Source organism: Kineosporia babensis (genome assembly GCF_021129305.1).
GTDB lineage: Bacteria > Actinomycetota > Actinomycetes > Actinomycetales > Kineosporiaceae > Kineosporia > Kineosporia babensis.
Map to the genome: position 1 here is coordinate 1 of NZ_JAJOMB010000021.1, position 20,624 is coordinate 20,624.

16 protein-coding genes are annotated in these 20,624 nt (G+C 68.8%); 5 read left to right on the top strand and 11 right to left on the bottom strand.

Annotated elements, in window-relative coordinates; translation table 11 throughout:
• Positions 1-1,020 precede the first annotated feature (1,020 nt).
• Complete coding sequence (locus LR394_RS30485) at positions 1,021-3,372, top strand: VanW family protein (protein ID WP_231448044.1); 2,352 nt, start codon at positions 1,021-1,023, stop codon at positions 3,370-3,372.
• 66 nt (positions 3,373-3,438) lie between these two features.
• Here LR394_RS30485 and LR394_RS30490 read toward each other — a convergent pair whose 3' ends face one another.
• From LR394_RS30490 to LR394_RS30520, 7 genes are all read right to left on the bottom strand, one after another.
• Positions 3,439-4,494 (bottom strand): ABC transporter ATP-binding protein, encoded by a 1,056-nt coding sequence (locus tag LR394_RS30490; RefSeq protein WP_269330040.1) that lies wholly within the window; start codon positions 4,492-4,494, stop codon positions 3,439-3,441.
• Entirely contained in the window at positions 4,481-5,530 is a 1,050-nt protein-coding gene (locus tag LR394_RS30495) for an ABC transporter ATP-binding protein (protein ID WP_231448045.1), read from the bottom strand. Before LR394_RS30495 ends, LR394_RS30490 begins: the two co-directional genes overlap by 14 nt.
• 2 nt (positions 5,531-5,532) lie before the next feature.
• Positions 5,533-6,480 (bottom strand): ABC transporter permease, encoded by a 948-nt coding sequence (locus LR394_RS30500; protein ID WP_231448046.1) that lies wholly within the window; start codon positions 6,478-6,480, stop codon positions 5,533-5,535.
• On the bottom strand, positions 6,473-7,399 hold the full coding sequence (locus LR394_RS30505) for an ABC transporter permease (protein WP_269330041.1): 927 nt from the start codon (positions 7,397-7,399) through the stop codon (positions 6,473-6,475). The genes LR394_RS30500 and LR394_RS30505 overlap by 8 nt, the downstream gene beginning before the upstream one ends.
• A 179-nt stretch (positions 7,400-7,578) precedes the next feature.
• Positions 7,579-9,228 carry a peptide ABC transporter substrate-binding protein gene (locus LR394_RS30510; RefSeq protein ID WP_231448047.1) on the bottom strand — a complete coding sequence of 550 codons (1,650 nt, stop codon included), beginning with the start codon at positions 9,226-9,228 and terminating at the stop codon, positions 7,579-7,581.
• 579 nt (positions 9,229-9,807) lie between these two features.
• On the bottom strand, positions 9,808-11,697 hold the full coding sequence (gene typA, locus LR394_RS30515; protein WP_231448048.1) for a translational GTPase TypA: 1,890 nt from the start codon (positions 11,695-11,697) through the stop codon (positions 9,808-9,810).
• Between the two features lie 84 nt (positions 11,698-11,781).
• Entirely contained in the window at positions 11,782-12,222 is a 441-nt protein-coding gene (locus LR394_RS30520; RefSeq protein WP_231448049.1) for a (deoxy)nucleoside triphosphate pyrophosphohydrolase, read from the bottom strand.
• A 99-nt stretch (positions 12,223-12,321) separates the two neighbouring features.
• Here LR394_RS30520 and LR394_RS30525 point away from each other — a divergent pair, with 99 nt between their 5' ends.
• Entirely contained in the window at positions 12,322-12,972 is a 651-nt protein-coding gene (locus LR394_RS30525) for a 4a-hydroxytetrahydrobiopterin dehydratase (protein WP_231448050.1), read from the top strand.
• A 152-nt stretch (positions 12,973-13,124) separates the two neighbouring features.
• Here LR394_RS30525 and LR394_RS30530 read toward each other — a convergent pair whose 3' ends face one another.
• Positions 13,125-14,897 carry an ABC transporter family substrate-binding protein gene (locus tag LR394_RS30530; RefSeq protein ID WP_231448051.1) on the bottom strand — a complete coding sequence of 591 codons (1,773 nt, stop codon included), beginning with the start codon at positions 14,895-14,897 and terminating at the stop codon, positions 13,125-13,127.
• A gap of 257 nt (positions 14,898-15,154) precedes the next feature.
• Between LR394_RS30530 and LR394_RS30535 the strand changes: the two genes are divergently transcribed.
• Both LR394_RS30535 and LR394_RS30540 read left to right on the top strand, forming a co-directional pair.
• On the top strand, positions 15,155-15,385 hold the full coding sequence (locus tag LR394_RS30535; protein ID WP_231448052.1) for a hypothetical protein: 231 nt from the start codon (positions 15,155-15,157) through the stop codon (positions 15,383-15,385).
• 7 nt (positions 15,386-15,392) lie between these two features.
• The gene (locus LR394_RS30540) at positions 15,393-16,598 is read left to right on the top strand and encodes a cysteine desulfurase-like protein (protein ID WP_231448053.1); all 1,206 of its coding nucleotides are present in this window, start codon (positions 15,393-15,395) and stop codon (positions 16,596-16,598) included.
• A 27-nt stretch (positions 16,599-16,625) separates the two neighbouring features.
• On the opposite strand, the gene LR394_RS30545 is transcribed toward LR394_RS30540, so the two are convergent.
• Both LR394_RS30545 and LR394_RS30550 read right to left on the bottom strand, forming a co-directional pair.
• Positions 16,626-16,985 carry a hypothetical protein gene (locus LR394_RS30545; RefSeq protein WP_231448054.1) on the bottom strand — a complete coding sequence of 120 codons (360 nt, stop codon included), beginning with the start codon at positions 16,983-16,985 and terminating at the stop codon, positions 16,626-16,628.
• A gap of 198 nt (positions 16,986-17,183) precedes the next feature.
• Positions 17,184-17,852, bottom strand: a complete 669-nt coding sequence (locus LR394_RS30550; RefSeq protein WP_231448055.1) for a TetR/AcrR family transcriptional regulator — start codon at positions 17,850-17,852, stop codon at positions 17,184-17,186.
• Between the two features lie 199 nt (positions 17,853-18,051).
• Here LR394_RS30550 and LR394_RS30555 point away from each other — a divergent pair, with 199 nt between their 5' ends.
• A complete protein-coding gene (locus LR394_RS30555) occupies positions 18,052-19,560 on the top strand; it encodes an MFS transporter (RefSeq protein ID WP_231448056.1) in 1,509 nt (502 codons plus the stop codon).
• Between the two features lie 206 nt (positions 19,561-19,766).
• Here LR394_RS30555 and LR394_RS30560 read toward each other — a convergent pair whose 3' ends face one another.
• The gene (locus LR394_RS30560; RefSeq protein WP_231448057.1) at positions 19,767-20,624 is read right to left on the bottom strand and encodes an alpha/beta fold hydrolase; all 858 of its coding nucleotides are present in this window, start codon (positions 20,622-20,624) and stop codon (positions 19,767-19,769) included.

Here is a 20,624-nt window from a genome sequence, read left to right on the forward strand (position 1 = left end):
GGCGAGCAGGCCCGTGGCGAGCAGGCCCGTGGCGAGCAGGCCCGTGGCGAGCAGAGCCGGGGTGAGCAGAGCCGGGGTGAGCGTTCCAGCGGCGAGCGCGCCGGGGGCCAGCCGACCGTCCGGCCCGCGGAGATGCCGGCCCCCATGCCCTCCCCCACCTTCTCGGCGCGACAGGGCGCGGGCGCCAACTACGGCCCGCCCGGTGGTCCCGAACTGCCCCCGCGCCGGGGTACAGACGGCTCCAGTTCCGAACGCGGGGCTGGCGGTGAGGGTGGTCGTTCGGGCCAGGACGGCAACGCTGACGGCTACCGCGGCAATGGCGGTCCGGGCAGCCTCGGGCCGAACAACTTTGACTTGAGGCCGGCTGCGCTCGGTAGCCGGGCCGACGATGGCGCTGAACAGCGTCCGGGCGGGTTGGTCCGGCAGGAGTTCGCGCCGCAGGCCGGACAGAATCCGGGAGCGTCCGGTCTTCGGCCGGCTGGTTTCGGTGGCCGCGGCGGCAACGGACCGGGATCACCGGACAGCGATTCCCGCAGCCCCGAAGCACGCGGCCCCGAAGCACGCGGCTCAGAAGCACGCGGTGCAGGCCCCCACGGCGCCGACTCACGCGACTCAAGCTCGCGTGGTGTAGAGCCCCGCGGCGAGGGTTCACGATGGTCAACCCTTCAAAGCGGCTCCCCCCGCAGCGCAGACTCCCGGGGCGCCGGCCCCCGCGACGCAAACTCTCGCGGCGCTGGCCCACACAGCCCCAACCCACGTGAAGCTGACTCGGGCGGCACCCACCCGCGCGGTGCTGACCCCCGCAGCCCCCAACCACGCGAGGCTGGCCAACGGGACGCCCACCCGCGTAGCGCTGACCCCCGAAACCCCAACCCACGCGAGGCTGACCCCCGCGACGTCAACTCACAGGAAGCTGGCTCTCGCGGCGCTGGACCACGCGGTATTGACCCTCGCGGGGTTGATCCCCGCAGCGCCAATGCGCGCGGCCCGCTGCCGTTCGGTCCTCAGCCGCGGGGCGCGTTGCCTCGTGCGGCCGGGACGGCTGGGTCGGCCGGAGCCGGGCCCCGGGAGAACGGCGATTCGCCGGCGCAGGGCTTTGCGCCGCGGCCGGGGCAGAACCGTGCCCTGCCCAGCGGTAGGTCCGAAGGCGAGGTCGGCCCGGGCCGCAACAACCCGGACCACGGCAACAGCGGAGAACGCGGCAGCGACTCGGACCGGGGTAGGGACAATGGCAACGCTGCGGCTTTGGGCGCGGCGGGGTTTGCGCCGGCCCCCGGAGGCAACCAGAGGTCTGGTGCCGGGGACCGCGGTGGTGACCAGGCACGTCCCCAGTTCGATCAGCGGGCCGACAACAACGGCGACGGTTCCGGCCCGGAAGAACTGAGCTGGGACAACCCCGACCGCAACAACTCAAACCGCAATGGCTCCGACTACGACCCCTCGGACTACGACGACCCGGAGCAGGATCGCTCCAGGGGAGCCGCGGCACCCGACTCGGATTCCCGCGGCTTCGCGGACACCGACTGGGAAGCCACCGAAGTCCGCCCGCTCAGCAGCCCCAACAGCCGCGTCTCCCATTCGGGCTCGGACCCCTACGGCAGCAACGACAGCGGGGGCAACGACCGAAGCGGCGGCTCCGGGGGCACCGTCGTCCCGGCAAGCCGCATCCCCGGTGGCCGTAAGAGCCTCATCATCGGCGCGGCGGTGGCGGGCAGCGCGCTGGCCGCCTACCTGGGCTTCGCCTGGCTGGAGTCGGACCGGGTCGCCGAAGGCACCAGCGTGGCCGGCGTGGACATCGGCGGGCTGAACAAGAGCGAAGCGGTCAACACGCTGAACCAGGCGTTCGCGGACCTGGACGGCAAGATCGTGCTCACCGCCTCCGAGGGCAAGGACGAAAAGGCCACCCCGATCGAAGATCTGGGCCTGACCCTGAACTCCGAAGCGGTGGCCGACCGGCTCACCGGCTTCACCGTCAACCCGGTCGCGCTCTGGAAGAAGATGGCCGGCGGGGGCGCCGAAGAGGCCGACCCGTCGCTCTCCGACGAGAGCATCGAAAAGGGCCTGGACGCATTCCGCAAGAACTCCGGCGAGGAGCCGAAGAACGCGAAGGTTTCGTTCGACGGCACCACCCCCAAGGTCGAGAGCTCCACCGACGGCTACGAGATCGCCAGCGGCGCAGCCGGTGTGGTGCGCTCGGGCTGGCTCACCGGCGAGGTGGACGTGCCGGTTCAGCCGAAGACCCCCGAGATCAGCACCGCCGACGCCGAGAAGGTGGTCAGCGAGCAGGCCGAGCCCGCGGTCTCCGCGCCGCTGACCGTCAAGGTCGGCAAGACCGAGGTCGAACTCAGCCCCGAGCAGATCGTGCCGGCCCTCTCGTTCAAGGCCAAGGACGGCGAGCTGGCGCTGAACGTCAACGGCAAGAAGCTGCGCGAGACGGTGCTCGCCGAGGGCAAGGGCATCTCCAAGAAGCCGGTCGACGCCCAGATCGTGGTGGAGAACGGCAAGCCCAAGGTGATCCCGGGCAAGGACGGCGTCACCGTGGCCGCGGCCGCGCTGGCCGAGCAGGTGCGCGGACCGCTGGTGGCCACGGCCGCCGACCAGCGGGTGGCCGAGGTACCGACCTCCGCGCAGAAGCCGAAGCTGACCACCGAAAAGGCCGAGGGCCTGGGCGTGAAGGAGCGGATCTCGACCTTCTCCACCAACCTCACCGCCGACGCCGGCCGCACCGAGAACCTGCGGATCGCGGCCCGCGAGGTGGACGGCACCCTGGTGCTGCCGGGCGAGACCTTCAGCCTGAACGAGGTTCTCGGCGAGCGCACCGCGGCCAAGGGCTACAACCCGGCCCCGGCCATCCAGAACGGCCGTCTGGTGCAGGATTACGGCGGCGGCGTCTCGCAGATGGCCACCACGATCTTCAACAACGTCTTCTTCGCCGGCCTGGAAGACGTCTACCACAAGCCGCATTCGTTCTACATCTCGCGCTACCCGGAAGGCCGCGAGGCCACGGTGAACTGGCCCACGGTCGACCTGAAGTGGAAGAACGACACCGACACGGCCGTCCTGATCAAGGCCTCGGCCAGCTCGCAGGTGACGGTGAGCTTCTACGGCACGAAGTACTGGGACATCACCGCGGGCAAGAGCGAGCGCAGCAACCTGCGCACCCCCGAGACGCACTACGACGACTCGGACGGCTGCGTGGCGCAGAGCGCGAACAGCGGTTTCGACGTCTCGATCTCCCGGACGTTCCGCAAGCCGGGTTCGGACAAGGTGGAGAAGACCGAGACCTTCCACGCCGTGTACAACGCCGAGGACACGGTGATCTGCGGTCCGGAGCCGGGTAGCGGCGGGAAAAAGAAGAAGAACGACGACTGAACCACAAACCAAAGGACGCCGGCGAGACCTGGTCTCGCCGGCGTCCTTTGGTTTGTACGGGACTTTCTAGGCCGCAACCTCCGGCTGCGAAGGCGTGTCACCCGGGAAGTGGCACGCGGCGCGCGCCCCGGACGAGGTCAGCTCCAGGCCCGGGTCGACCTCGGCGCACTTGGCCTGGGCCTTCCAGCAACGGGTCCGGAACCGGCAGCCCGAGGGCGGGTTCGCCGGGCTCGGCGGGTCACCCTCCAGCACGATCTGGTTGCCCTTGCCGCGCATCGCCGGGTCGGGGTTGGGCACCGCCGACAGCAGCGCCTTGGTGTAGGGGTGCTGCGGGTTGTTGTAAACCTGCTCCTTGTCGCCCAGTTCGACGATCCGGCCCAGGTACATCACCGCCACCCGGTGCGAGATGTGCCGGACCACGGACAGGTCGTGGGCGATGAAGATCAGCGAGATGCCCAGCCGGTTCTGCAGGTCCTGCAGCAGGTTGATCACCTGGGCCTGCACCGAGACGTCGAGCGCGGAGACCGGCTCGTCGCAGATCAGCAGCTTCGGGTTCAGGGCCAGGCCCCGGGCGATCCCGATCCGCTGGCGCTGCCCGCCGGAGAACTGGTGGGCGTAGCGGTCGATGTGCTCGGGCGAGAGACCGACCAGCGACATCAGTTCCCGCACCCGCTCGGTGCGCTGGGCCTTGGGCACCGCGTCCGGGTGGATCTCCAGCGGCTCGGCGATGATGTCGCCGACCGTCATCCTCGGGTTCAGCGAGGTGTACGGGTCCTGGAAGATCATCTGGACGTCGCGGCGCATCGCCTTGAGCTTGCCGCCCGAGGCCCCGACCATCTCCCGGCCGGTCAGCGAGATCGAGCCCGCGGTCGGGGTCTCCAGACCGATCAGCAGCTTGGCCAGGGTGGACTTGCCGCAGCCGGACTCGCCGACCACGCCGATCGTCTCCCCGGGCCGGACCTGCAGGTCGACCCCGTCGACCGCCTGTACGGCGCCGACCTGGCGCTTGATCACGACGCCGCTGCGCAGCGGGAAGTGCTTGACCAGGCCCTTGACGTTCATGATCGGATCCGCCGCAGCGGTGTCCGGGGCCGGTGCGGCCGGAGTCTCAGCGGACGCCATGAGCGACGACCTCCTCGGCGAAGTGACATGCGGAGAAACGGGTTCCGTCGATCTCGACGGCCGGCGGCGGGGGGTCCTGCCGGCAGATGTCCTCGGCCCGCGGGCAGCGGGCCGCGAACGGGCAGCCGGACGGCAGGTTGAGCAGGCTCGGCGGCAGGCCGGGGATGGCGTAGAGCCGGTCCCCCGCCCCGGTCAGGCGCGGCATCGACTCCAGCAGGCCCAGCGTGTACGGGTGGGCCGGGTTGGCGAAGACCTTGGTGGCCGGGCCGTGCTCGACCGTCCGGCCGGCGTACATCACGCTGATCATGTCCGCGGTCTCGGCCACCACGCCGAGGTCGTGGGTGATCAGGATCAGGCCGCTGCCGGTCTCCCGGCGCATCTCGGCGAGCAGTTCCATCACCTGGGCCTGGACCGTGACGTCCAGGGCGGTGGTGGGCTCGTCGGCGATGATGATGTCCGGGTCCAGCGCGATCGCCATCGCGATCATGATGCGCTGGCGCATACCGCCGGAGAACTGGTGCGGGTAGTCGGTCACCCGGGCGGCCGCGCCCGGGATCCGCACCTTGTCCATCAGCTCGATGGACTTCTTCTTCGCGTCCTTGCGGGACATCCCGCGGTGCACGGTGAAGAGCTCACCGATCTGCTCACCGACCGTGTAGACCGGGTTCAGCGCCGACAGCGCGTCCTGGAAGACCATCGAGATGCGCTGGCCGCGGTACAGCCGGCGCTCCTTCTCGGGCATGGTCAGCAGGTCCTTGCCGCGGAACTTGATGGTCCCGGAGGTGATCTCGGCCGGCGGCATGTCGAGGATGCCCATGATCGCCTGCGCGGTCACCGACTTGCCCGAGCCGGACTCACCCAGGATGGCCAGGGTCTGGCCGCGGGCCAGGTCGAGGTCGACCTTGTTGACCGCCTGGGCCGAGCCCTCGCGGGTGCGGAACACCACGCTCAGGTCGCGCACCTGCAGCAGCGGCTGGTTCTCGTCGACCTCGGGCTTGCCCTCTTCGACGGGCGAGGTGGTCTTCTGACTGAACATGGTCACATCGCCTTCGGGTCGAGCGCCTCGCGGACGACGTCGCCGAGCGCGATGAAGGCCAGCACGGTCAGGGACAGGAAGATCGCCGGGAAGAACAGCATGTGCGGGGTGTTGCGGATGTAGGCCGCGGCGTCGTTGATCGCGATACCCCAGGACACCACCGGCGGCTGCAGGCCGATACCCAGGAACGACAGGGTCGCCTCGGCGCCGATGTACCCACCCAGGCTGATCGTGGTGATGACGATCACCGGGGCGGCCGCGTTCGGCAGGATGTGCTTGCGGATCATCCAGCCGCGGCTGGCACCCAGCGCCCGCGAGGCGGCCACGAAGTCGGCCTGCTTCACCTGGATCACCGCCGAGCGGGCGACCCGCGCGGTGGAGGGCCAGGCCAGCACGGCGATCGCCAGCGAGACCTTCAGGACGTTGAGGAAGTCGCTGTCCGGCGGGGTCGGGATCGAGCTCAGGATGATGATGCTGCCGAGCAGGATCGGGATACCGATGAAGATGTCGGTGACCCGGGACAGCAGGATGTCGATCCAGCCGCCGTAGAAGCCGGCGTAGATGCCCATCCCGGCGCCCAGGAGGAGCGCCATCAAGGTGGACAGGCCGCCGACCATCATCGAGGCGCGGGCGCCGTACATGGTGCGGGCGTAGACGTCGCAGCCCTGCACGTCGTAGCCGAACCAGGCGGCGCCGCTGGGCTCCTGCCGGGACCGGGCCGCGTCGCAGGCCCGCGGGTCGACGCTGGTGAACAGGCCCGGCCAGATCGCCATCACGACCAGGACGCCGATCAGGATCAGCGAACCCCAGAACACCCAGGACCCGCGCAGGGTCTCCCAGGCGTCACCGCCGAGGGTGCGGGACCGGCCGACCTCGGGCACCGCCGAGCTCGGGGTGCCCGGCGCCCCTTCGACCTTCTCAAGCGCAGCGACGTTGTCGGGTTCACTCATAACGGATCCTCGGGTCGAGCCTGGCGTACAGCAGGTCCACGAGCAGGTTCACCAGCAGGATGACCAGCACCACCAGAGTGGTCACACTGACCACGGTGGCGTTCTCGCGGATGCTCAGGGCGTGGAAGAGCATTCCGCCGATGCCCTGGATGTTGAACACGCCCTCGGTGACGATCGCACCGCCGAGCAGGATGCCGACGTCGGCACCGATGTAGGTGATCACCGGGATCAGCGAGTTACGCACCACGTGCTTGCGCAGCACCATGCCGCGGGGCAGGCCCTTGGCGATCGCGGTACGCACGTGGTCGGCCTTCAGCGTCTCCAGCAGGGTGGCCCGGGTCAGCCGGAGCACGTAGGCCAGCGACAGCGAGGCCAGCACGAAGCCCGGGAGTATCAGGTCCTCCCAGGGTGCCCCGCGCCCCACCGTCACGCTGAACAGCCCGAGCTTCACGCCCAGGAAGTACTGCAGCACGTAGCCGATGACGAAGGCCGGAAAAGAAATAGCCACGAGGCTGACGAACAGGAAGAATCCGTCCAGATAGCCACCTCGCCGCAGAGCCGCGGCGATACCGACGCCGATGCCCAGGACGATCTCGAAGGCGATGGCCACGACGGTCAGCTTGACGGTGACCGGGAAGGCCCGGGAGGCCGCCTCGAGCACGGACTCGCCGTTCGAGGTCTGGCCGAAGTCGCCCTGCGCCATGTTCAGCATGAAGTAGCCGTACTGAATCGGCAGCGGGTCGTCCAGGTGCAGACGCTCGGTCTCGGCCTGGACGAAGCTCTCCGGGCACGGACGCTGACCGCAGCGGCTGGCGAACGGGTCACCGGGCAGGGCCCAGGCCATCGAATAGATCAGGAACGTGGTTCCGATCAGCACCGGAATCATCAGAAGCAGGCGTCTGACTACGTAACGCCCCATGGCTTTCGCCTACCCTTCATGGGTTTTGCCCGCCGATCGGCCGGTCCCGCGCGGTGCTGGTGCGGGACCGGCCGTCGAAAGTGTCGCGGTATTGCTTTGTCCTGCGACCGGCGCCTCATCTGTGCTGGATGAGACGCCGGCCGGGTGGTGCTGCCGGCCGGTGAGGGCCGACGCTGCGATCAGTCCGTGGCGGTCACGCTGGAGAGGTCCAGCGTGCTGCGCGGGGTGACCTTGACGTTGCTCAGACGCTCGGACCAGACCGACTGCTGAGCCTGGTACCACAGCGGGATGACCGTCATGTTCTCGGCGAGAACGGCTTCGGCCTCCTGGTAGAGGGTCAGCGCCTCGTCGCCCTCGGCGGCGTTGGCTTCCTTGATCAGCGCGTCGAACTTCGGGCTGCTGAACTCGCCGTCGTTCGAGCCGGCGCCGGTCAGGTACAGCGGCTCCAGGAAGTTCTGGATGTGCGGGTAGTCCATCTGCCAGCCGCTGCGGTGCATGTTGTCCATCTTGCGGCCCACGACGTCGGCGCGCAGGGTGGCGAAGTCGACGTACGGCTTGGCGTTGCACTCCACGCCCAGGGCGTTCTTGATGCTGTTGCAGACCGCCTCGGCCGTCTCCTTGTTACCCGGCGAGTCGCCGTTGTAGGAGAACGAGAACGGGCCCTTGAAGTCCTGCTTGTCGAAGTACTCCTTCGCCTTGGCGGCGTCGAAGGTGCAGAACTCGCCGCAGGCGCCGGCCTTGTAGCCGTCGACGATCGGGGAGACCCAGCCGGTGGCCGGCGTACGGGCGCTGTTGAACACGTTCTTGGTGATCGTGTCCCGGTCGATCGCCAGCGACAGGGCCTTACCCAGGTCCGGGTTGTCCTTGAAGCCGTCGGCGTACTGCGGCAGGGTCACCGTCTGGATGATCCCGACGGCCTTGTCCACGAAGTGGCCGTCGCTCTCCTCCTGGTACTGGTTGTCCACCAGCGCCGACGGCGGGACCTGCTCCAGGAAGTCGAGGTTGCCGGCCAGCACGTCGGAGTAGGCGGCGGAGTCCGAGGTGTAGGTCTTGAAGATCGCCTGGGCGATCTTCGGCTTGTCCTCACCCTTGTAACCGGACCAGACGTCCAGGGTGAAGCCGGTGTCGCCGTTGCCCTCGGTGACCTGGAACGGGCCGTTGCCGATCGGCTTCTTGCCGAACGCCTCCGGGTCGTCGAAGAAGGCCTGCGGCAGCGGGTAGAACGCCGTGTAGCCGACCATGGTCGGGAAGAACGACTGGGCGCTGGCCAGCTTGACCGTGAACTCGGTGTCGCTGACCTTCTTCAGGCCGGACAGCGTCTCGGTCTTGGGCTTGGGCGCTTCCTTCGGGCCGTCCTCGTCCGGGTCGGCCGGGTTGAGCGCCTCGAAGCCGTCGAACGACGAGAAGAAGTAGCTGTTCAGCGCCGCGTTCGGACCGTAGGCGGTCCAGTTCCAGGCGTTGATGAAGCTGTCGGCGTCGACCGGGGTGCCGTCCTGGAAGGTCTGGCCTTCCTTCAGCTTGACGGTCCAGGTGATGTTGTCGTCCGACTCGATGGACTCGGCCATCGACATCTCCGGGGCGGCGTTGTCCGGGTTGTAGTCGACCAGCCCACGGAAGGTGTTGTCGAGGATGACACCGCCCGCCACCTCGTTGGTGTTACCGGGAACCAGGGGGTTCTGCGGCTTCACGTTGTAGATGGTGATCGAGGCATCGGGGTTCGTGGCCCCGCCGCCGTCGCCTTCGTCGTCACTGCCGCCACCGCACGCGGTCAGGGCAAGGGCCCCCGCCGCGAACAGAGCGCTGGCAGCAAGAAGCCTGCGCTGCTTCACTTGTCGTTCTCCTTAGGTTTCCGACATCTCGGCCAGTGCCGGGCGCTGGTCACACCCGACCCACGCTGTCCGTCTCGTGGACAGGTCACGGCGCCTGCACTCTTGGTACCGGATTCGGGACACGATAGGCGTTCGCAGCTGATTACGATCCGGACAAGGATGCTCCGCTAACAGCTGCTGAACACGATGAAACCACGTTCGAAAACCCTTCCCGACCGGAGGATCTTCGGCGACGGTCGCACTCGGTCACTCGGCCGACTACCCACCGGCACGAACGGACAAGGGTCGGCCACGGGTCGATCTCGAAACCGACACGATTTCCGGACATTCGTCCGAATCGCCGAACGGACCCGCTGCCCCATTCGCTCGGAAAGGCGCGAAACGGACACCGAAATTTTATAACGTGAGCTTGGCCACATCGAAACATGCAGGCGCTGATAATTTACCTGCCGGACACAAATCTTGCGAACTGAGAAGCCCCGCCCTCCCAGATCTGCTGGGAGAGACGGGGCTTCGCAGGAAAATCTGTCACCGGGTGCCGAAGGTCCCGGGACCGGCCGGGCGATGTACCCGAACGGGTCAGCCCTTCTTGGCCCGCGCGGTGCTACGAGCCCGCTCGGTGGCGTCCAGGACGACCTTGCGGATCCGCACCGCCTCGGGGGTGACCTCGACGCACTCGTCGTCGCGGCAGAACTCCAGGCTCTGCTCCAGGGAGAGCTTGCGCGGCGGCACCAGGCGCTCGAAGTTGTCCGCGGTGGACGAGCGCATGTTGGTGAGCTTCTTCTCCTTGGTGATGTTCACGTCCATGTCGTCGGCGCGGGAGTTCTCGCCGACGATCATGCCCTCGTACACCGCCGTGGTCGGCTCGACGAACAGCGTGCCGCGCTCCTGCAGGTTGGTGATCGCGAAGGCGGTCACCGCGCCGGCCCGGTCGGCCACCAGCGAGCCGGAGGGACGGGTGCGCAGCTCGCCGACCCAGGGCTCGTAGCCCTCGAAGGTGGCGTGCGCGATGCCGGTGCCCCGGGTGTCGGTCAGGAACTCGGTCCGGAAGCCGATCAGGCCGCGCGAGGGGACCAGCCACTCCATCCGGATCCAGCCGGTGCCGTGGTTGGACATCTGCTCCATCCGGCCCGCGCGCACCGCCAGGAGCTGGGTGATCGCGCCCATGTACTCCTCGGGGGAGTCGATGGTCAGGCGCTCGAACGGCTCGTGCACCTTGCCGTCGACCACCTTGGTGACCACCTGCGGCTTGCCCACGGTGAGCTCGAACATCTCCCGGCGCATGGTCTCGACCAGGATGGCCAGCGCCAGCTCACCGCGGCCCTGCACCTCCCAGGTGTCGGGCCGCTCGGTGTTCAGCACCCGCATCGAGACGTTACCGACCAGCTCCCGGTCCAGCCGGTCCTTGATCAGCCGGGCGGTGACCTTGGTGCCCTTGACCGTGCGGCCGGCCAGCGGCGAGGAGTTGGCGCCGATGGTCATCGAGATGGCCGGCTCGTCCACCGAGATCAGCGGCAGCGGCTGCGGGTCCTCCGGGTCGGCCAGGGTCTCGCCGATGGTGATCTCCGGGATACCGGCGATGGCGACGATGTCGCCCGGGCCGGCCTCCTCGGCGGGCTCGCGGGTGAGCGCCTTGGTGATCATCAGCTCGGTGATCTTCACCCGGCTGACCGTGCCGTCCTGCTTGCACCAGGCCACCTGCTGGCCCTTGCGCATGGTGCCGTTGTGGATCCGGCACAGCGCCAGACGGCCCAGGAACGGCGAGGCGTCCAGGTTGGTGACGTGCGCCTGCAGCGGCATCTTGTCGTCGTAGGACGGCGCCGGGACGGCGTCCAGCAGCACCTGGAACAGCGGCTCCAGGTTCTCGGAGTCCGGCAGCTGGCCGTTCTCCGGGCGGGTCAGCGAGGCCCGGCCGGCCCGGCCCGAGGCGTAGACGATCGGGAAGTCCAGGGCCACGTCCGGGTCCAGGCCGGTGCCGTCGAGCAGGTCCATGAACAGCTCGTAGGTCTCGTCCACGACCTCGGAGATCCGGGCGTCGGGACGGTCGGTCTTGTTCACCACGAGGATCACCGGCATGTGCGCCGCGAGCGCCTTGCGCAGCACGAACCGGGTCTGCGGGAGCGGGCCCTCGGAGGCGTCGACCAGCAGGGCGATCGCGTCCACCATGCTCAGCCCGCGCTCGACCTCGCCGCCGAAGTCGGCGTGGCCGGGGGTGTCGATGATGTTGAAGGTGACCCCACCCTCGGGTGCACCCGGACCGGAGTACCGCACGGCGGTGTTCTTGGCGAGAATGGTGATGCCCTTCTCGCGCTCCAGGTCGTTGGAGTCCATCGCCCGGTCGTCCACGTGCGCGTGGTCACCGAAGGAGCCGGTCTGCCAGAGCATGGCATCGACGAGCGTGGTCTTTCCGTGGTCGACGTGGGCGACAATGGCGACATTGCGCAGGTCGTCACGGGTCTGCGTAGGCATGCTGATAAGGCCGATCCGGTCGTTGGGTGGGCCCCCAGGTGGGCGAGGGCTTCAGAAATAGGTCCTGCTCATGTTACCCGCGGCTCAGCGGGCCTGACGTTCCTCCGCCAGAGCGGTCAGGGCGGTGACGATCGGGACATCTGCGGGCAGCCAGCCCACCTCGGCCCAGCGCCCCAGCGGCAGGTGCTGCAGCGCGTCGTGCACCTCGATCGGCGCCGGTTCCCCCTCGATCACCCGGACCAGCCAGACCCGCATCCGGTGCGCGGGCGGAAGGTCCCAGCCCAGGCCGTTGGGGGCGAGGAGTTCGTCGCCCACCTCGACCTTCACCCCGAGCTCCTCGAACAGCTCGCGGTGCAGCGCCTGCAGTGGCTCCTCCCCCGGGTCCACCTTCCCGCCGGGCAGCTCCCACCCACCGGCCAGGTGCGGCGGCTCGGTGCGGCGCGCGGCCAGCAGCACGGTGGGGCGGTCCAGGTCGTCGACCACGGCGCCGCCGACGACGAGGGTGGGGACGATTGCGTCAGTCACGTCCGCAGCATCCCAACTCTGCGTGACCGGCGCACGAAGGATGCCCGAGCGGGTCATGAATCCGGGCAGGATTGTGATCCACGTCCTAGGCTGGTCGGCATGCCTGAACTGCTGACCATGCAGGAACTGGACACCGCGCTGGTGGGTCTGCCCGCGGTGCACAAATCCGGCACGTCTCTGCTGCGGGTCCGGGTGAAGGCGCCCGGTTTCCCCCAGGCGGTCGAGCTGATCTCCCGGGTCGCGCTGAGCGCCGAGGAGATGAACCACCATCCCGACGTCGACCTGCGCTTCGACAAGGTCACCTTCACCCTGAGCACACACTCCTCGGGCGGGGTCACCGCGCTGGACGTGGAGCTGGCGCAGCGGATCATGGTGCACGTGGACTCGGTCGGCGCCGAGGTGCTGGCCCCGGCGGCCCGGGTGGAGCTGGCCATCGACACCCGCGACGCCGACGCGATCCGGCCGTTCTGGCGGGCCGGGCTGGGGTACGTGGAGCGGCGCGGCGACGAGGGCATCGAGCTGCACAACCCGGACGAGGTCGGCCCGGTGGTCTGGTTCCAGCCCACCGAGGACTCCCGGGAGCAGCGCAACCGGATCCACTTCGACGTCTACGTGCCCTTCGACGAGGCTCCCAAGCGGGTGGCCGACGCGGTCGAGGCCGGTGGCCGGCTGGTCACCGACGAGTTCGCCCCCGACTGGTGGGTGCTCGCCGACGCCGACGGCAACGAGCTGTGCGTCTGCACCCAGTGATGAAGGACGCGCGTCCCGGCCACAGCGCTCGGGTCACCTTCTTCAGAAACTAGGGACGCTCGTCCCCAGTTGCCGCGCTCGGGGCACCTTCCTCAGGAACTGGGGACGCTCGTCCCCAGTTCGATCAGCCCGTTCCCTGGTCGGCGGGGAGACTAGGGCTGGGCGGTCTCGGTCCAGACGTTCGCGTTCCAGGTCGGCCCGGACCAGCTGGGGTTGTACTGCACCTTCTCGACCTGCGGGGCGCTGGCCACCAGGCCCGGGAAGACGAACAACGGCAGCGTGGCGACGTCCTCCCACAGCGCGGTGTCCAGCTGTTCCAGCAGGCTCAGCTGCCGCTCCGGGTCGAGCTCCGAGTACAGCCGCTTCAGCAGCAGATCCACGTTCTTGTCGCTGTAACCGATGAAGTTCTGTGTGCCCTTGCTGACGTAGATCGGGTAGGTCTGGCTGAGCATCGCCGAACTGGTCCAGGCGTACAGCGCCGCGTCGAAGTCGCCGCGCTCGAGCTCGGAGGAGAAGAAGGTGTAGCTGCCCGCGTCCTCGATCTTGAAACCGGCCTTCTCACAGGACTTCTTGATCAGCTTCACCTCCTGCTCGCGGCGCAGGTCGGGAGCCAGGTAGGCGATCCGGACCTTGGTGCCGGTCTTCTTCAGGTCCTTGAGGATCTTGCGCGAACCCTCGAGATCGACCGCCGCGTAGGCCTGCCCGCCGGTGGCCGACGTCTGCTCGTAGCCCTCCTGGAACGGCAGCCGGAAACGCGACTGCAGCACCTGGGCCTGCGGATTGGCGGGTTTGATCAGCTCGTCCAGGATCTGCTGGCGGGGAACGCACTTGGCGAACGCCTGGCGCAGCGCCCGGGACTTGAACTGACCGTCGAAATTGAAGTCCAGGTGTTCCCAGACGAACGAGTCGTGGCTGGAGACCTGCACCGCGTCCCCGGCCGCGGCCAGCGTCTTCAGCATCGCCTCGGTCGGCGTCGGGTCGATCACCTGCACCGTGCCGTCGATCAGGGCCTGCGCCTGCTCGTCCTCCGGGATCATCCGGATCACCACGTTCTGCACGGCCGGCGGCGTGCCCCACCACTTGGGGTTGGGCTCCAGGGTCAGCGCCTCGCCGGCCTTCCAGGAGGCCACCTGGTACGGGCCGGCGCTGGGCGCGATGTCCTGGTCGTAGCTGCCCGGCTTGAACACCCAGATCGTGTTGTAGGTCTTACCGATCTTCTCCATCGTCGCCTGCTTGCCGTCCTCGACGGCGGCGATCAGATCCTTCACCCCGGAACGCTTCTCGACCACGTGCGCGGGCAGGATCGTGCCCGGGCCGAACAGCGAGGTCCAGTCGGCGAAGACCCGGTCGAAGGTGACAGTGAAACTGCGCTCGCCGTCGGCGCACTTGGGCATCGAGACGTCGGCCCAGGCGGCCGGATTGATCGCGGAGAAGGCGGTGAGCTTGTCGCCGGTGTACTGGTCCCGTTCACCGGTGGGCCAGCGGCCCACGTTCGCGGCCCACGCCAGCACCGCGTCGTCGCAGTCCAGGGGCTCGCCGTCGGACCAGGTGGCGCCCTCGGCGAAGGTGTACTCGACGGTCTGGGGATTGCTGCTGAGCTGCTTGAACGAGCCGAAGTCGGGGTCGGGCACCCGCTCGCCGTCCGGGCCGAAGTACCAGAAGCCGCGCAGCACGTGGTTCAGCACCACCGCGTTGGCCGGGTTGGCCTGCTCGGCGATGTTGTTGTTGTACGAGGAGAACTCCCGCGAGCTGGCGTAGCTGATCGAGATCGGCGCGGTGGTCGGGGTGGGGGCCGCGCTGTTCTGCTTGCCGTCCGGCGTCTGCTGGTTCTCGTCCGGGTCGTCTCCCCCGGAACAGGCGGCGAGGGTCAGCGCGGCGGCCACGAGTACCGCGATCCACGGCTTGCCCGGCATCGAACGGCTCAAGCGAAGGTCCTTTCCTGAGCAGTGCTAGGGCGCGGGCCGCACCGTCCGATCCCGGCCGGAGCGGCAAGGCCGCCAGCCTCGACCATCCTGTCCAATAAATCCGCAAGCGCCTGAATCCGCAAGGCCGACGACCGACCGTTACTGACCCGTAACGCTGCGATGTACCCCAACGGTACCGATCTGCCCGCTGAGGCGAAGCCCCCTCCCGGCCGGTACCGTTGCGGTGATGATCGATCAGGGCAGCTAGGAGAACGGACATGGGCCGCAAGCGGTGGCACGCCGTGCATCATGCCCCGGACCGCTGCCCGGTCCACAGCAAGAACATCTATCCCAGCTCGGCCGTCGCCGGTATCAAGGCGCGGGCCGTCGAGGTCAAGGAAGGCCTGGAGTCCGGCGCGATGGACACGTTCTACTGCGAGGACTCCAAGGGCTGGCACATCGGTCACCGCTCGATCCGCGACCGGATCGAACGCAAATGGTCGTTCTAGGAGTCCCGTGCTCGAGGTAGCGCAGATCCGGTCCCACTTCCCGGCGCTGGCCGAAGGGGCCGCGCACTTCGACGGGGCCGGCGGCACCCAGACCGCTGATGTGGTCGCGGATGCCGTGCGCGAGACCATGCTGTCGGCGATCTCCAACCGTTCCACCTTCACCCGGGCGGAGCAGCGCGCCGAAGAGGTGGTCAGGCGCTCCCGCGCGGCTCTGGCCGACCTGCTCGACGCCGATCCCGGGGGCGTGGTCTTCGGCCGCAGCATGACGTCGCTGACCTTCGAGTTCTCCCGCACCCTGGCCAAGACCTGGCAGCCCGGCGACGAGATCGTGCTCAGCCGGCTGGACCACGACGCGAACGTGCGCCCTTGGGTCCTGGCGGCCCAGAGTGTGGGGGCCACGGTGCGCTGGATCGACTTCGATCCGGAGACCGGCGAGCTTGAGGACGTGGGTGCGCACCTGAGTGAGCGCACTCGCCTGGTTGCGGTCACGGGTGCCTCGAACCTGATCGGCACCAAGCCCGCGCTGCGCCCGATCGCCGACGCAGTGCACGCCGCCGGAGCCCTGTTCTTCGTCGACGCCGTGCATCTGAGCGCCCACGCCCCGGTCTCGCTGGCCGATTTCGGTGCCGACTTCCTGGCCTGCTCGCCCTACAAGTTCTTCGGCCCGCACTGCGGCGTGGTCGCGGCCGCCCCGGAGCTCCTGGCCGAGCTGCAGCCGGACAAGCTCGCGCCCTCGTCCAACTCCGTGCCGGAGCGCTTCGAACTGGGCACCTTGCCGTACGAGCTGATGGCCGGCGTGACCGCGGCCATCGACTTCATCGCGGCGATCTCACCGGGCGAGGGCACCACCCGCCGCGAGCGCCTGGTCAGTTCGCTGGGGGCGATCGAGACCCACGAAGAGGCCCTGCGCTCAAAGATCGAGACCGGCCTGAGCGAGCTGAGCGCCCTGAGCCCGATCACCGTCTGGTCCCGGGCCGCGCAGCGAACCCCCACGCTGCTGCTGACTTTCGCCGAGCACGCGGCCGCGGACGCCTACCCGTTCCTGGCCGAGCGCGGCATCAACGCCCCGGCCGGTTCCTTCTACGCCTACGAGACCGCGCGGCGGCTGGGGCTGGGACCCGCCGGAGGCCTGCGCTTCGGGCTGGCTCCGTACAACAACGACGAAGACGTGGACCGCCTCCTGAGCGGACTGCGCGAGTTCCTCACCCGCTGAACCGGGCTCAACCCAGCCGGAAGCGAGTCAGGGCTTGGGGCGCAGGTACCACTGCAGCCCGCCCATCACGGCGTCGAGCGCTGCTGTGCCGACGACCAGCACGCGCCCCTCATTGGTCTGCTGTTTCCGAAAAGCCGCAGCACAGGCCAGGACCCAGAGCGCGTTGACCGCGGCCGAGCGACCCAGCGCCGCTCGGGTCGGGCGGTTCGCGGCCAGGGCCAGCAGGCTCGAAGAGGCCAGCAGCGCGGCCGCCACGAAAGGCCTGCTCCGGCCGGACGAATCGACCAGCTGGTACACCGACGGCGAGGTGACCACCGCAGCACCGGCGGCCAGACAGCCGAGTGCATCGATGTCGAGAACCAGTACGCCCAGATCCGCGCGATCCATGACCACCCCCGGCCCTCATGATAGGGAGTGTTTTGAAGTTCGCTGCCGTAGCGAGGAGGTGCCCGGGGCGTCGGCTGGGCGCGGCCGGTGGGGCCCCTCGTAGCGGTGTTCTACGTGGGGCCACGCCGGACGCGGTCAGACGGCGTCCCGGGTGCCCCGCAGTAGGCATGGAACTTCAAAACACGACCTAGGCGAGGGTCAGCGCCGTCCGGGTGAAGTCTGGGCCTGGCGCAGGAGCTCGACGAACTCGTCGGGCTCCAGGTCGGGCACCGGCAGGCGCTCCTTCTCCGGGCAGGCGCGCAGGCCCTCGATCACGATGTCGAGCGAGCGCCGCCACAGCTCGGGGCGGACCGCCCGGCAGCCGTCCATCACCGGGCCCACCATCAGCGGGATCAGGCCCAGGTCATAGGCGGTGACGCCGGGCCGGATCACTCCGGCCGCCTGAGCCCGGGCCACGATCTGCTCGATCACCGGCAGGAGGCGGGCCCGGCAGGTGGTCATGGTGTCGCTGGTGACGTTGAACATCAGGAACTCCTTGAGCCCCCGATTGCCGGCCTGGACCTCCAGCGACCTGGTGATGAAGCCGACCATCGCCTCCCACGGGTCAGCAACCTCGAGGGAGTGCTGGGCCAGGCAGACGATCTGGTCGACGTCCTCGGTGAAGAGGGCCTCCAGCAGCGAGTCCTTGTCCGGAAAACGCCGGTAGACGGTGCCGACGGCGACGTCGGCGGCCTCGGCCAGCTGGTCGTGGCTGACGCCCAGACCCTGCTCGGCCAGCAGGGCACGAGCCGCTGTGAGGATTCGCTGGCGGTTGCGCTCAGCGTCTTTCCGCAGCGGCCGGCAGGTCTGCTCCCGGTCGTCGCTCATCGGCCAAGTGTACCCATCTCCGCACCTTCGTGCCGAGAAAGTTGAGAGCCGTCGGCAAAGTTGACAGCGCTCTCCACTTTCGGGTTATGGTCGTCCCCGTTCTCGAAGTTGAGAACGTCCTCCACTTTCCCGCGCGGCTGAGCGACCCGGTTTCGGGAGCCGCACGGACTCCGCACTTGTCTTGAGAGACGGATCAGCCATGGCATCAACCGAAAGTCAGGCGACGGCCGCACCCGCGGCCGAACTGCCGGCTGCGGCCGACCCCCGCCGGTGGTGGGCCCTCGTGGTCATCGCCATCGCCCAGCTGATGGTCGTGCTCGACGCGTCCATCGTGAACATCGCCCTGCCCTCGGCCCAGACCGACCTCGGCATCAGCGACGCCAACCGGCAATGGGTGGTCACCGCGTACGCCCTGGCCTTCGGCGGTCTGCTGCTGCTCGGCGGGCGGATCGCCGACTTCACCGGCCGTAAGCGCATTTTCATCATCGGCCTGCTCGGCTTCGCCGGGGCCTCGGCGCTCGGCGGCGCCGCGGTGAACGAGGCCATGCTGTTCGGCGCCCGCGCCCTGCAGGGGCTGTTCGCCGCGCTGCTGGCCCCCGCCGCCCTCTCCCTGCTGCAGGTCAGCTTCACCGATGCGAAGGAACGGGCCCGGGCCTTCGGGGTCTACGGCGCGATCTCCGGCGGCGGTGCGGCGATCGGCCTGATCCTCGGCGGTGTGCTCACCGAGTACGTCAGCTGGCGCTGGTGCCTGTACGTCAACGTGCCGATCGCGATCCTGGCCGCAGTGGCTGCTATCGGCACGATCCGGGAAAGCCGGGCCCATGGTGACACCCGCTACGACATCCCCGGCGCGGTGATGGTCAGCGGTGGTCTCGCCGCCCTGGTCTACGGCTTCACCCAGGCCGCCGAGGCCGAGGACGGCTGGCGCTCCACCAGCACCGTCACCTGGCTGGTGGCAGCGGCCGTGCTGCTGATCGGTTTCGTGATCTGGGAGCAGCGCACCCACCATCCGCTGCTGCCGCTGCGCGTGGTGCTCGACCGCAACCGGGGCGCCGCCTACGCCTCCTCGCTGCTGATCGGGGCCGGGCTGTTCGCCATGTTCCTGTTCCTCGCCTACTACTTCCAGCAGAACCTGGGGTACAGCGCGGTCAAGTCCGGTTTCGCCTTCCTGCCGTTCAGCGCGGGCATCATCGTTGCCGCCACAGTGGCCAGCAGCCTGATGCCCCGGATCGACCCGAGGGTCCTGCTCGTCGTCGGCGGAGTGCTGGCCACCGCAGGCCTGGCGCTGCTCACCCGGATCGAGACCGACAGCAGCTGGCTCACCCTGATCCTGCCCGCCGAGGTTCTGATCAGCCTGGGCATGGGCCTGTTCTTCGTGGTCTCCTCCAGCCTGGCGCTGACCCGGGTGGAAGAGCACGACGCGGGTGTGGCCAGCGCCATGCTGAACACCAGCCAGCAGATCGGCGGCGCCCTCGGCACGGCCCTGCTGAACACCTTCTTCGCCAGCGCGGTCACCAGCTGGCTGGCCGACAACGCCACCGCGGGCGCATCACCCCAGGCCCTGGCCGGCGAGGCCGCTGTCCACGGCTACCACGTGGCGTTCTGGGCGGGCTCCGGTTTCATCGCCCTGGCCACCCTGCTGGTCCTGTTCATGGTCAACGCCCGCAGCAAGGACCTGAGCTCAGAAGGAATGGTCCACGCCGGCTGATCAGCCCGGCGAACCGAAGGCCGAAGGCCAGCCGAAAAGCAGCCAGACGCCAACCAGCCAGGAGGCCGGAGAGTCCAGCGGAGGGACCTGGACCCTCCGGTCTCCTCAGCACCATCGGCCTCTACGCGACCGAACCGCCCACGTCCCCCGCCGACCAGCCACGCACCTGGCCTCAGCGTGCCAAGGCAACCCAGCCACTTCCGTCCCTAGTTCGGCCGCCTGTCGATTTCTGCAGTAAAGGCCAGCACCGCATCGGCCAAGGGCGCAACCGCGGCCGCCGGGATCGCGTGCCCCAGACCGGGAACCGTTACCAAACGGGAGCTTCCGATGCTGTCGGCGATGTACTGGGCGTGCGGCGGCGGGTTGATCGGGTCTTCCGGTGCTTCCACCACCAGCGTCGGCACCTGGACCCCCGCCAGCTCCGGGCCGCGCTCCAGCCCTTCCTGCGCAGCCCGGGCGTGGGCCGTCGACGAACGATCGTGACCGGTGTGCTCGATCACCCGCTGCTCCAGCCGCTCGAACTCGGCCGGATCGAAAGGAATTTGCCTGCCGTTCAGCAGGCGCCAATGCTCCACCCGGAAGGCCAGCTCTTCCTGCGGGCTCCGCTCGTCGCCCAGGTGCTCCCAGAGCTTGAGCAGTTCCGGATCCGGGCCCGGCAGTCCGGCACTCTCGTCCATCCAGGCCCCGAGCGCCGCCGTCGCGAAAATGGTTGCGCTCAAGAGCCTCTGAGGATTCTCGAGCAGCAGCACCTGCACCAGGGTGCCGCCGAGCGACATGCCCACCACATGCGCCCGGTCAATTCCCAGGCCGTCCATCAGGGCCACCACGTCGGCCGCGAGATCGGTCAGCGGATAGGGGCGCTCGTCGAAAGCCCAGGTGGAAAGCCCGGTGTCGCGATGGTCGTAGCGGATCACCCGATGCCGGGCCGCCAGCCGGTCGACCAGGTCTTCCGGCCAGGTCACCCCGCTGGCGTTCGCACCCATCACCAGGATCAAGGGTGTTCCCGAACCTCGCTCCTCGGCCCAGAGTTGGTAATCGGGGCTCACCTGCACGCGATGCTCCAT

Excerpts from the sequence above, each read along its gene's own strand:
- LR394_RS30490 (WP_269330040.1), bottom strand. The coding sequence starts at position 4,494 with ATGGCGTCCGCTGAGACTCCGGCCGCACCGGCCCCGGACACCGCTGCG.
- LR394_RS30495 (WP_231448045.1), bottom strand. The coding sequence starts at position 5,530 with ATGTTCAGTCAGAAGACCACCTCGCCCGTCGAAGAGGGCAAGCCCGAG.
- LR394_RS30500 (WP_231448046.1), bottom strand. The coding sequence starts at position 6,480 with ATGAGTGAACCCGACAACGTCGCTGCGCTTGAGAAGGTCGAAGGGGCG.
- LR394_RS30505 (WP_269330041.1), bottom strand. The coding sequence starts at position 7,399 with ATGGGGCGTTACGTAGTCAGACGCCTGCTTCTGATGATTCCGGTGCTG.
- typA (WP_231448048.1), bottom strand. The coding sequence starts at position 11,697 with ATGCCTACGCAGACCCGTGACGACCTGCGCAATGTCGCCATTGTCGCC.
- LR394_RS30525 (WP_231448050.1), top strand. The coding sequence starts at position 12,322 with ATGCCTGAACTGCTGACCATGCAGGAACTGGACACCGCGCTGGTGGGT.
- LR394_RS30535 (WP_231448052.1), top strand. The coding sequence starts at position 15,155 with ATGGGCCGCAAGCGGTGGCACGCCGTGCATCATGCCCCGGACCGCTGC.
- LR394_RS30545 (WP_231448054.1), bottom strand. The coding sequence starts at position 16,985 with ATGGATCGCGCGGATCTGGGCGTACTGGTTCTCGACATCGATGCACTC.
- LR394_RS30550 (WP_231448055.1), bottom strand. The coding sequence starts at position 17,852 with ATGAGCGACGACCGGGAGCAGACCTGCCGGCCGCTGCGGAAAGACGCT.
- LR394_RS30555 (WP_231448056.1), top strand. The coding sequence starts at position 18,052 with ATGGCATCAACCGAAAGTCAGGCGACGGCCGCACCCGCGGCCGAACTG.
- LR394_RS30560 (WP_231448057.1), bottom strand. The coding sequence starts at position 20,624 with ATGGAGCATCGCGTGCAGGTGAGCCCCGATTACCAACTCTGGGCCGAG.